At 45.8% G+C, this 11,657-nt stretch carries 12 protein-coding genes; 9 read left to right on the top strand and 3 right to left on the bottom strand.

What is annotated here, in order from left to right:
* A partial coding sequence (locus tag BUA14_RS27055; protein WP_282433403.1) for an exosporium glycoprotein BclB-related protein occupies nt 1–561 on the top strand: 561 nt, incomplete at its 5' end.
* A gap of 153 nt (nt 562–714) precedes the next feature.
* Nucleotides 715–1,806, top strand: a complete 1,092-nt coding sequence (locus tag BUA14_RS27050) for a tetratricopeptide repeat-containing glycosyltransferase family 2 protein (protein WP_072775425.1) — start codon at nt 715–717, stop codon at nt 1,804–1,806.
* A 154-nt stretch (nt 1,807–1,960) separates the two neighbouring features.
* On the opposite strand, the gene BUA14_RS27045 is transcribed toward BUA14_RS27050, so the two are convergent.
* Entirely contained in the window at nt 1,961–2,944 is a 984-nt protein-coding gene (locus tag BUA14_RS27045) for a glycosyltransferase family 4 protein (RefSeq protein ID WP_072775424.1), read from the bottom strand.
* A gap of 185 nt (nt 2,945–3,129) precedes the next feature.
* Here BUA14_RS27045 and BUA14_RS27040 point away from each other — a divergent pair, with 185 nt between their 5' ends.
* Nucleotides 3,130–3,708 carry a class I SAM-dependent methyltransferase gene (locus BUA14_RS27040; RefSeq protein WP_072775423.1) on the top strand — a complete coding sequence of 193 codons (579 nt, stop codon included), beginning with the start codon at nt 3,130–3,132 and terminating at the stop codon, nt 3,706–3,708.
* Nucleotides 3,709–3,717: 9 nt separating this feature from the next.
* Here the strand turns inward: BUA14_RS27040 and BUA14_RS27035 are convergent, their stop codons facing one another.
* Nucleotides 3,718–4,716: a glycosyltransferase family 4 protein gene (locus BUA14_RS27035; RefSeq protein ID WP_072775422.1), complete on the bottom strand. Its 999-nt coding sequence runs from the start codon at nt 4,714–4,716 to the stop codon at nt 3,718–3,720.
* A gap of 123 nt (nt 4,717–4,839) precedes the next feature.
* Here BUA14_RS27035 and BUA14_RS27030 point away from each other — a divergent pair, with 123 nt between their 5' ends.
* From BUA14_RS27030 to BUA14_RS27005, 6 genes are all read left to right on the top strand, one after another.
* A complete protein-coding gene (locus BUA14_RS27030; RefSeq protein WP_072775421.1) occupies nt 4,840–5,877 on the top strand; it encodes a UDP binding domain-containing protein in 1,038 nt (345 codons plus the stop codon).
* A gap of 21 nt (nt 5,878–5,898) precedes the next feature.
* Nucleotides 5,899–6,819, top strand: a complete 921-nt coding sequence (locus BUA14_RS27025) for an NAD-dependent epimerase/dehydratase family protein (RefSeq protein ID WP_011461825.1) — start codon at nt 5,899–5,901, stop codon at nt 6,817–6,819.
* Nucleotides 6,820–7,527 carry a glycosyltransferase gene (locus tag BUA14_RS27020; RefSeq protein ID WP_005807848.1) on the top strand — a complete coding sequence of 236 codons (708 nt, stop codon included), beginning with the start codon at nt 6,820–6,822 and terminating at the stop codon, nt 7,525–7,527.
* A 3-nt stretch (nt 7,528–7,530) separates the two neighbouring features.
* Nucleotides 7,531–8,250: a YncE family protein gene (locus BUA14_RS27015; protein ID WP_072775420.1), complete on the top strand. Its 720-nt coding sequence runs from the start codon at nt 7,531–7,533 to the stop codon at nt 8,248–8,250.
* 341 nt (nt 8,251–8,591) lie between these two features.
* The gene (locus BUA14_RS27010; RefSeq protein WP_072775419.1) at nt 8,592–9,662 is read left to right on the top strand and encodes a GerMN domain-containing protein; all 1,071 of its coding nucleotides are present in this window, start codon (nt 8,592–8,594) and stop codon (nt 9,660–9,662) included.
* Nucleotides 9,663–9,837: 175 nt separating this feature from the next.
* Complete coding sequence (locus BUA14_RS27005) at nt 9,838–10,989, top strand: TDT family transporter (protein ID WP_072775418.1); 1,152 nt, start codon at nt 9,838–9,840, stop codon at nt 10,987–10,989.
* Between the two features lie 233 nt (nt 10,990–11,222).
* Here BUA14_RS27005 and BUA14_RS27000 read toward each other — a convergent pair.
* A partial coding sequence (locus BUA14_RS27000; RefSeq protein ID WP_282433402.1) for an FAD-linked oxidase C-terminal domain-containing protein occupies nt 11,223–11,657 on the bottom strand: 435 nt, incomplete at its 5' end.

Raw genomic sequence — 11,657 nt, 5'->3', positions numbered from 1 at the left:
GATACAGGAGCCACAGGAGCAACCGGGGCCACAGGTGAGACCGGAGCAACCGGGGCTACTGGCGGCGGAGCCGTTATTCCATTCTCATCGGGAGCGCCCCTGGCAGTCACCACTCTTGCGGGTGGACTCGTAGGTCTGCCTGGATTGATCGGATTCGGGTCCTCCACCCAATCATTGACGATTCTGGGTGCCACTATTGACCTCAGCGGCCAGACCAACTATGCATTTTCCATGCCACGGGACGGCGTGATCACGTCACTGGCCGCATATCTCAGTGCAACAGCTGCGCTGGCGTTGCTTGCCCCCTTGACCTACACCGTTCAGCTGTACAGCTCACCGTCTCCGGATGATGTTTTCAGCCCCGTGCCAGGAGCTGTGGTCGATATTACAATTACCGGCACGATTGCTGTTGGGGATACCTTCAATGGAATTGCGACGGGTCTGAGCATCCCGGTCACCGGGCAAACGCGTCTGCTTCTCGTGGCCAGCGTCACTGGAGGTGGCCTTGTAGCAGGAGGAACGGTTGCGGGATATGTCAGCGCGGGCCTTGGCATAGAATAAAATCAGATAGTTATGCTTTTTCACATCGGCAGTCGGAGCTCAATTGAGTCTGCTTAAACTTGACTAAGACGCTGACAGTGGTAGAAAAGGGAATCCAATAAGCGGATTCCCTTTTTATCCAAAAGAAGATTTTATCATTAGGGGAGGAGAAATATGCCTGAAAACCCTATTTCTATCAGCTTGTGCATGATCGTGCGTAATGAGGAAAAGACAATTGCGCGCTGTTTAGATTCTTTATGCGATATTGCCGACGAAATCATTATTGTGGACACAGGTTCTACAGATCGTACTAAGGAAATTGTCGCCAGGTATACGGATAAAATTTTCGACTTTGTTTGGATCGATGATTTTGCGGCAGCTCGGAATTATGCCTTTAGCCTTGGGACCAAAGAATATCTTCTCTGGTTGGATGCAGATGATGTCATCTTAGAGCCGGACTGCCTCAAATTTCATGATTTAAAGAAGAACTTGGACCCTTCCATTGATGTGGTCAATATGCATTACATGCTGGCTTTTGACTCATCAGAAAATCCAACGTTCACGCTGAGAAGGAATCGGTTAGTTCGGCGAGGCAAGAATTTTCGCTGGAAAGGGGCAGTTCATGAGTATCTAGAGGTCAGCGGCAATATTATGAATAGCGATATTGCCATAGCTCATAAATCAGAGGAGCATGATTCTGAGCGCAATTTGCGCATTTATGAAAAGCGTTTGGAACAAGGGGAAGAATTCACACCAAGGGATCTTTATTATTTTGCCAACGAACTTTATGACCATAAGCAATATGAAAAGGCTGTCGAGTATTATGAAAAGTTCCTTAATACGGGGAAGGGATGGGTAGAAGATGATATCTCGGCTTGCGGAAAACTAGCCGATATCTATAAAATACTGGGAGATTCGGCCAAGGCCCAGGCCTACCTCTATAAATCTTTTGATTATGATACCCCCAGAGCAGAATTTTGCTGCCGAATTGGTTTTAATCACTTAAATGCAGGGAAATACCAGCAAGCGATTTTCTGGTATAAACTGGCGTCAGAACTTGAAAGGCCGACGAACAGTTGGGGACCTAAAAGTGAAGCCTGTTGGACCTATTTACCTCATCTGCAGCTTTGTGTTTGCTATGATCGGCTGGGTATGCACGATCTTGCTTATAAGCACAACGAAATCGCCAGAGATTATCGTCCGGACAACCCTCAAATTCTTCATAATAAAAAATATTTAGAGGGAGTATTAGGTTTGAGGGGATAGGGAAGAATGGGCCATTATTAAGCTACCAGAGGGCATTGCTAGGCTATTTATTTAAAGTAGCCGACGATGCTCTTTTTTCGTATCTTAAACTAACCTATCCTCATAAAAAAGGGGCCGACTTGTCGGGCAGCCCCTTAAGGTCAAAACCATTGGCTCAGAGAGCCAACAAAAAGGCCTCCACCTGATCAGCAGTGCGTTGCCAGGTCCAGGCTTGGGCAAAGGCATACCCCGCAGAGGCCAGACGTTGGCGTTCTCCATCTTGGGTTAGAAGCAGGTGAAGTGCTTGTTGAAGCTGATTAATGTCACTGGGGGGAACAACCAGGCAGTTTTCGCCATTATGAGCATAATCCCGGCTTCCCCCACAATCTGTAGTGATGACTGCTGTCCCGCAGGCCATGGCCTCAAGGGGAGGTAAACCGAAGGCTTCAAAGTAAGAATTGTAGACAAAAAGATCAGCTTCACCGTAGAGGGCGGCCATTTCTTGGTCGCTGGCAGCATAGACAGTACGGCAGGGGAGTGAACCTGTAAGCTGCGTCGCTTCAGTAAGGGTTACAGTAACTTCAAAATCAAGACCCTTCAAAAGTGAGAGGGCATTGAAAAAATCCTCTCCGCCTTTCCAGATATACCCTAAAGCAGGATTGCGCAGGATATAAAAAATATTTTTACGACCTGTTTGGGAAGAGCGCTTGGGACAAGGGTGGAAAATATGGTGATCCACACCACAGGAAATGACGGTGCTGTTCCTGCCGGTTTCTTGGAGGATCAGCTGACGATGCCATTGGGAGATACTTAAGATCGGCGCATCAATGAGATAGCTTTGTTTGGCTGATTCAGTGTCAGGAACCCACAGAGGTTCATAGCCAAGACTTAGGCGAACAACCTTTCCTTTTTGAGAAGCCCATGCCGCTCCAACGGTGGTATAGAAGTTGGGTAGGATAAAATCGCCATAGGGAATATTGGCCGGGCTTAATTCGGGCACACGGGTTAATTTCGCACGCAGGGGCCAGACCTGGGCCCCTTTACTGGGCATGATAACTTCAACTTCATGTCCCTTATCCGTGAGGGCATTAGCCAGGTGATACAGGAAACGAGCTCCTCCGCCCATCTCAAGGCTCATTACCGGTAAAATGATTTTCATCTTGGGTCCTCCTTAGTTTAAGTGGTAAAGACGAAGGGAGAAATTTGGGGCAGATTGAATCTGAGTGAATACCATATAAAGTAAGCTCTATAGACAAGTAGACCAGCCATCGATGCAGTTTGTTGCAACCAGCGATCATTGTTGACAACAAAGTAAAGGAAAAAAGCACGGGAAGGATGTTTGGAATGTCGGTAAAAATTGTTCACAACAAAAATTTTTTGGAAATGATAAGGGAACTCATGAAGGATACTCAGTCCGTATTAGATATTGGCTGCGGAATCGGTGCAACGCTGAAGGAGTTTCCTTGCCCCATTAAGATTGGTGTAGATGCACATGGCCCCTATCTTGAGAAAGCCAGGCTGAATACTTCCTTTTTACCCATAAAGTATGATGCCCGGCGCATTGGGGAACTCTTTCTGGCCAAATCTGTGGATTGCGTCTCCATGATCGATGTGATCGAGCACATGGAAAAAGGTGTGGGGTATGAAGTTTTGGCACAAGCGGAAAGAATTGCTGCGAAAAAAGTCATTGTCTTCACCCCCCGGGGTTTCTTTAAGCAAAAAGCAGAGGATCACTACGGTTTAGGTGGGGAAAGCTTTCAAGAGCATCGCTCCGGTTGGGAAGTAGAGGATTTTACCCAGAGGGGCTATCAGGTTGTAGTTTTCAGTCAGTTTCATGACCAGAGTAACCTGGCCTTTGTAGAGTCTTACGGGAAGGATGCTAAGCCCATTGATGCTTTATTGGCATGGAAAGAGCTCCGTTAAGTCTCCCCATTAATTGCGGCTAAGCTGAAAGAGAAATTGCTCCAGGCGATCCGCAGAGTGTCGCCAAGTCCAGGCCTGGGCAGTATGCTGTCCGGCTTGGGCCAGACGCTGACGTTCCTGTGCTTGAGTCAGGAGATGAAGCAGAGCCTGGGAGAGCTGCTCAATATCGCTGGGGGGAACGACAAGACAGTTCTCCCCATTTTTTGCATAATCACGATTTCCACCATTGTCTGTGGTAACCACGGCAGTACCACAAGCCATGGCTTCCAGTGGGGGCATGGCAAAAGCTTCAAAATATGAGGTGGAAACAAAAATATCTGCCTGGGCGTAGAAAAGTGCCAACTCCGCATCTGTCGTCGCCACGATTGGCTGGTAGGGGACAGGGGATGAGTAAGCCGCTCCTTCCGGTGCTACTACCTGGAGGGTAAAGTGGGGAAAACTTTGGGCAGTGATCCGGATGGCCTCCCAAAAATCATCGCTCCCTTTCCAAGTGTAGCCGTGCTCTTTGGAACGAAGGATATAGGCAATGGTAGGCTCCGTGCTGGCCATAAGGGATTTTTTAGGGTGGGGGTGGAAAAGACTGAGATCGACACCACCCGGTATGATAGTACTGTCCCGGCCGGTTTCCTGGCGAATAATCTGCCTATGCCACTGGGATATAGAAAGGATGGGAGCATCAATATGATAGGTGGCTAAGGCATTTTCCTTTTCCTTGACCCATAGGGGTTCATAGCCGAGGCTAAGGCGAACTACCCGGCCCTTTTGGGCCCCCCAGGCGGGGAAGACCGTTGGCCAGAAATTAGGCAGAATAAAATCGCCGGCAGGGATAGTGGCTGGTGTCAGCTCCCTGACCCGGGTGATCTGGGTACGAAGAGGCCAGGCCACTACAGCGTGCTCCGGCAGAACCACTTCCACGTGATGCCCTTTAGCTACCATTTCGTTGGCAATTTGATAGATAAAACGGGTCCCCCCGGTCTCCAAACTCAATACAGGAATAACTAATTTCATAGTTCAATCCTCCTTCACCCTTTAGTGTATGTCATAAGAGTTGACGAGGTGGCAAAAACAGTGTCAAGAAGAGACGTAATTCCATAACATGTAATATGACCTTTAGGGGAAGGATGACTAAATATGAAAATTGCTGTCGTAGGATTAGGTAATATAGGTTTTAATCTCTTTTCGTATATTAATAAGAAATACCCAAATTCCGTAGTTGGAGTGGATATTGATGCCGACCGAGTCAATGATTTACGCAGTCAGGGTTATCGAGTGACCACAGATTATCGGGCACTGACGGGCATCGATATCTGGTTGTTGGCGCCGTCCACTGGTGACCAAGGCGAAAATCTCTTCGCTGCTTTAGGAGAAATGATCATTTGTCCTGGAGCATTAATTTCCATTGAATCCACTTTACCGCCAGGGACCATGGAACTCGTCCGCAAGTATCTGGAAGGCAAAGGCTATCGCTGCGGACACGATGTTTATTTAATTCATGTGCCTCATCGGGTTATGTTTGGGGTCGATGAGACAGTCTGTGACACACCAAGAGTCATGGGTGCTTTTACCCAGGCCTGCCGGGACAAGGGGAGACAGTTCTATGAACCTTTGGTACCGCAGCTTGTGGAAGTAGAGGATGTTCGGATTGCCGAACTATCTAAAGTGGTCGAAAATGTTAAGCGCTATGTGGATGTGGCCTTTGCCCAGGAGCTCTATCAGTATTGTAAAGATCAGGGAATGGACTTCGCAGAATTGAGAAAAGCAGTCAATAGCAAAAGCAATGTAGAACTCCTCGGGACTGATTGGGGTATCGGTGGGGAATGTCTGCCTAAAGATATGCGCTTTCTTCGGAAAGTCTGCCCTTCGCCTTTGCTTGAGGGAGCGGCAACAGCGGACCAGGAATATCGGGACAGAATTCTGCAGCAGGTAGGCACCCATCAAAATGTCCTAATTAAAGGCTTAAGCTATAAAGCAGGAGTTAAAGATCTTAAGCATAGCCGTGGAGTGGATCTGGTCCGGGCCTTGGAAGAAGCGGGGAATACCGTATGGGTAGTGGATCCTCTGTTCACGCCCGAAGAACTGGAAGCCGCCGGCTTTAAAACTGTGGAAAAGTTTGACGAGGCTGACCTCCAGGGCTGGATTGTCCTGGAGCGGGAAAAGGCCTTGAAATAAGTGAAAAGAGGAGCAGTGAGAATGGCAAAGGTTTTGGTTACAGGGAGTAAAGGAACTCTGGGTACCCGTTTGGTAGAGGAACTTAGGAAACGGGGACATGAAGTATGGGAAGTGGACCTGCAGCATGATGCTGAGGAAAAATATTTCAGAGCAGATATTGCCAAATACCGGCAATTAGAACGGGTATTTGAACAGGATTACGATTATGTCTATCATTTAGCTGCAGAGTTTGGTCGCATTAATGGTGAGCATTATTATGATACCCTTTGGGAAACCAACGTGATTGGAACACGTAATATATTGGAATGGCAACTGAAAAAGGGCTTTAAGCTCATCTTTACCAGCTCTTCTGAAATCTATGGTGAAGCTCAGGAGCCTCTATTAACAGAAGATCTCCCTCAGCAAAAAACTATCATTCAGCATAATGATTACGCTTTAACAAAATGGGCAAATGAAGTGCAAATCATTAATTTTGAAAAAAGATATGAAACTCCGATCGTTCGGCTGCGACTTTTTAATGCTTATGGGCCAGGGGAATATTACCACCCCTACCGCAGTGTAGTCTGCCTCTTCGTCTATCGTGCCCTTAAAGGAATACCCTATGATGTCTATGAAGGGTATCACCGTGTATTTATGTATGTGGATGATCTTATTCCGACCATTGCCAATGTGGGTAATAACTTTAAACCTGGTGAAGTCTATAATATCGGGGGGACAGAGTATCGCAGCGTCAGAGAACTCAGTGATCTGGTGCTCAAATATACTCAGGGAGATCCGGGATTGATCAGATATCTTCCTGAAGATAAGCACAATACAGTGAGTAAGCGGCCGGATATTCAGAAAGCCGTAAGAGATTTGGGCCACAATCCGAAGATGCTGTTGGAAGAAGGTATTCCCATTACGGTAGAATGGATGAAGAAAATCTACGGGGAGGGGCGCTAAATGTCCATGCCCAAAGTGAGTGTAGTTATCCCCACCTATAATCACGCTCGCTATGTGACCTGGGCTGTAGAAAGTGTCCTTCGACAAAAGTATCCTAATTTAGAAATCATTGTTATTGATGATGGATCCACAGATGATACAGCCCAACGTCTTCAGCCTTATCAAAGTCGAATTAATTATATTTATAAGTCCAATGGCGGGACACCCAATGCCCTTAACCATGGACTCCAGCGGGCTACAGGTGAATATATCTGCTGGCTGAGCGCTGATGACATGTTCTTAAAGGGGAAGCTGGAGAAACAGGTTCAATTGATGGAAGCTAATCCGCAGGTGGGTTTTTGCTATACAAGTTTTATTGTTATTGATGAAAATGGGCTGAAAAAATATGCAGCAGACTCAGAGTTTTATCCCGCGCGTCAAGAACTGGTAGTTAATTTGCTCAGGGGATGCTTTATCAATGGTTCATCTGTTATGATGAGGCGCACAGCCCTTGAACGGGTAGGATATTTTGATGAAGGGTTGCCTCAGGCCCATGACTATGAATTGTGGTTCCGTTTTCTTCGTCATTTCCCCGCCGGCTATATCCGAGAGCCTCTCATAGCCTATCGGTGGCATGGAGAAAATATGAGCCTTCATCCTGATAATGAATGTATTCGTATCGTTCAGCAGAGAGCAAGAGAGCTTTTCCCTGAATGGTTAGGGGGATAGACTATGGCGATATTGACGACAGGAGTCATTGAGAATCCGACTGTGGCGGGGCAAAAACAGACCGCAACACTTTCTGTAAGGTATCGCAATACCGGCCACCTACCGGCAGTGATTCAAATCTGGGGCTATTATCTGCAGGGAAGTACTAAAGTAGAGTATGTGGTTGATTCCATTACTTTAGCTTCCGGTGTGGTCAAGGATACTCAACACTATGCCCAGTTTGATGCTCTGGAATTTCGCTTCATGATCACTTCGCAAGATGTGAAGTTAAAAGTCTGGGGAAAAAACGTATCAGGAACAATGACTGCAATTTATCCCGTACGCCCGGTTGATCCTATATCTTCAGGGCAAATTCATGAACAGGGAAAAAAAGCCACGGAAAATCAGCTCTATGCAATCCATCCGGAAAGAAATTCCGTGGACGTTCTGGATAAATCGACCCGGGCACCTATTATGACCATTCCTGTAGGTATTAATCCTCAGGGAATGGGCATCAATCCTCTTACTGGTCGAGTTTACGTCTCTAACTATGGAAGCAACACAGTCACAGTAATCGATGGAAGCACGAATACTGTAATCGCTACGGTGCTTGTAGGAGCTTCACCTGCGGAGATTCGGGTGGATTCTAAAACCAATCGAATCTATGTCACCAACCAGGGGAGCGGAACAGTTTCCGTCATCAATGGAACCACTCATACAGTGATGTCTACTCTTAAAAAATAAACCAGATGGATAGATAATGGGTAGATAAAAGAAGTTAAAGGAAATCAGCAAAATTAAATGAAGATGGGCAGGGCATTGAAAAGGCTTTGGACTTTCCAATGCCCTTTTTATTTTATATTATCATCGCAGTTATGCCATTTTGATTCTATGTATCAGATTTGCACGCTGATTTAAGTCTATTAATATATGGAGGAACCGATGTAGGAATCCACTAGATATGAAAATAAGAGTAAAGATAGTCAAAGCCTAATAGCATGGTTATAATAAGAAAGAGTATTAGAATGAGATGAGTCCCATGTTAAGATGATACAATAATGGGCATAAACAAGGAGGTTGCAATCATGAAAAAACGCGCCTTAATGATGGGAGTATTTTCTGTTCTCTTATCGCTGGTCTTCTTAGGAGGGTGTGGTACAAATCAGAACAATCCCTCTAATGAACCACCAAATAACAATGAACAGCCGGCACAAGAGGATGTGCTCGCGAATTTCCTTGCTTACCAGGGGAACACTAAATACGTGTACGAAGGACAGAGCAATGAATATGCCTCCTTTACCACCTATGTGGATTACTTCAAAGGAGACAAGGTGCAGTTGAGGACGAACAACGGAGGGACAGAGACAGTTCGCGTGCTGGGACTCAACGCCGGTCAGATGATACAGCTTTTAGCTCAAGGAGAAACCTATTACCGGGAAGATCTGACCCAGAGCTCCAAACTTAACAGCAATGGGGAAGTTCTTCTGAAAGAGCCCTTGACTAAAGGTACGTCCTGGACCTTGGCAGATAACCGTAAACGCACCATCACCAATGTGGATATGGACCTTTCAACTCCTGCCGGAACCTACAAAGTTATAGAAGTGACGACAGAGGGTAAGGATAATACAATTATGGACTACTATGCTCCCGGTGTAGGGTTGGTCAAAACTGTGTATAAAGGCTCCGACGGCTACGAAGTGACTTCCACCTTAAGCAAATTAGAAAAGAACACACCTTTGGTACAAAACGTAAAGACCTATTATCCCAACATCGATGATGGGAAAGTCCATACGACAAGTGTTTCACTATCCTTTAAGACCAACGATATTACCAAACAGATCTTTGAAGATGAATTTAAAAAGCAGGCAGCCAATCATGGCAAACTCCTTGGCGAGAATGTCAAAATCAAGAGCCTTTATCTTAATCAAGATGGTCGGGTCTATGTGGACTTCACTAAGAATTTTGTCACCGAAATGAATGCAGGCGCAGGATATGAAGGGATGATTCTGCAAAGTATTGTCAATACGCTAGGCAATTATTATGGGGCTTCGGAAGTCTACCTTACCATGGAAGGGGAACCCTATGCCTCAGGGCATATTGAGATGAAGAAGGGCGAGCTTTTCAAGGTGAACATGGATAATGTAGTGGAAGGATAACGCTAAAAGCTGCTACCCCTGAGAGTTCAGGCGGAATTAAATCTGCCTGGGCTTTCTTTTTAGCTTGGCAGACCTTATTTAGGTATCTTGAGTCTTGTACTAAGAGTGGTTTTATGGTCTAATAAATGCATGACTATTTTAGTGAAACGCTGTTTCGAAAAGGGGGAGCGCTTAAGTGCTTGAACACCATCCGATTAAATATTTAGCTCCTGCCTGGTTTGCAGTAATCATGGGTACAGGAGGTCTGGCCAATATACTTTTTCTATGGCAGGATTCATTTCCGTTGGGGCATCTTTTCAGTATAATATTAGCTGCTTTAGTAGGTCTGCTCTATTTCTGTGTGCTTGTACCCTGGGTGCTCCGTTGGTTTAAGTATTTCCCTTACGCTTACCGTGATTTGAATCATCCTTTGGTAGGAAACTTTTTTGTGACCATGCCTGTAGGTACGGCAATTTTGGGAACCAATATCTATCTCATCTGGAGCAAGTATCTTAGTGAGCCCCTGACCTTTTCCTTGATTTTCACCTTTTGGACTATTGCTATTATCGGGGTTACTTTCTTTACCTTTTACACCACCTTTAGAATGATGCGGGCGGAAGAGACACCCAGGCCGGAGATGGTTAATTTTTCTTGGATTATGGCTCCTATAGCCAATATGGCCGTTTCCCTGATTGGTAATCCTGTGCTGGAGCTTACCATGAAGCTTCATCCTTCCTGGAGTGTATCTGTTCTCCTTATCAATACAGCCTTATTCGGGATCGGCTTTTTCCTTTTTATCTTTATGAGCGCTATTGTTTTCGTCCGTTTGGCCAATCATCCACTTCCCCCTGCAGAGACCATACCCTCTTTCGGAATTTTTCTCAGTGCAGTAGGGCTGGCGGTCAGCGCGATTATTGATACTTCAAAGAATGCTCAAGAGCTGGGGCTTTTAGCTTCCACGGATCTGGCCAACCTTATTGCTGCGGTCATATGGGGGTTTGGTATTTGGATCGTAGGCATTATTGCAATTATCAGTGTACATCAGCTTCGCAAAGGCGGGATTCCCTTTAGTATGGGCTGGTGGGCCTATATCTTCCCCTTGGCAGCCTACACTATATGCAGTCAGAAGATCTCTGCTGCATTTGTCACTCCACTTGCTTCAGGTTATACAGCTTTTTTGACGGTTCTCCTTGTTCTGCTTTGGGTGTATACATTTGCGAATACAGTTCGTGGTGCAGTCAGCGGAAGACTTTTTGTTGGAACTCCTATTGCGGAGAACCCACAAAGAGAAAAGCGTCCTTTGGACGGTAAGACTGATTATGGTCAATCAGCCTTGCCTTTAAAATAAGTGTAGTTTTCTTAGCTTTTATCAGCTAAATAAAATAAAAGTATGGGACTAAGGCGATGAACCTTAAGCCTGTACTTTTTAATTGAAAAGAAGGTAAACAGGCTAGGCTAAGCTTAATAGCCATTATTTAAGTTATTGATCTGGGGTGAAATGAACTAATCCCTCCTCAAATTGCGGCGTGTGAAAGATGATGCGAGAATGGAGCAAGGAGTTTATACAAATTCTAACTAAAATTAGATAGAAAGAATCTTATCAGGGTTAAAACGGTTAGCCGGGTCAAAGGTTTTCTTAAGTTTACGGAAGGCTTCCATGGCTCCCGGTGTAAATTCAACATCCATATATTTTTTCTTGACCACACCAATGCCGTGTTCCCCGCTCATAGTGCCACCCAGAGAAACAGCCAGCTTACTCAGGGCTCCTTCTGCACCATGAACCCGTTCCACTTCGTCAGCATGCCGCTGATCGAAGAGCACCAAAGGATGGAGGTTGCCGTCTCCGGCATGAGCCACCAAACCGATGATCATATCATACTCTTTGGCGATCTTAAGGATTCCTTCAATAGCTTGGGGGAATTCACTTCTCGGCACCGTGATATCCTGAATCGAATAGCAAGGTTTAACACGAGCCACCGAACCGAAAGCAACCCGGCGGGAAAGCCAGATTTGATC

This window comes from Desulfitobacterium chlororespirans DSM 11544, from assembly GCF_900143285.1.
In the GTDB taxonomy this organism is placed as follows: Bacteria; Bacillota; Desulfitobacteriia; order Desulfitobacteriales; family Desulfitobacteriaceae; genus Desulfitobacterium; species Desulfitobacterium chlororespirans.
The sequence above is the reverse complement of the archived record's forward strand: the minus strand, read 5'-3'. Positions and strand labels throughout refer to the sequence as shown.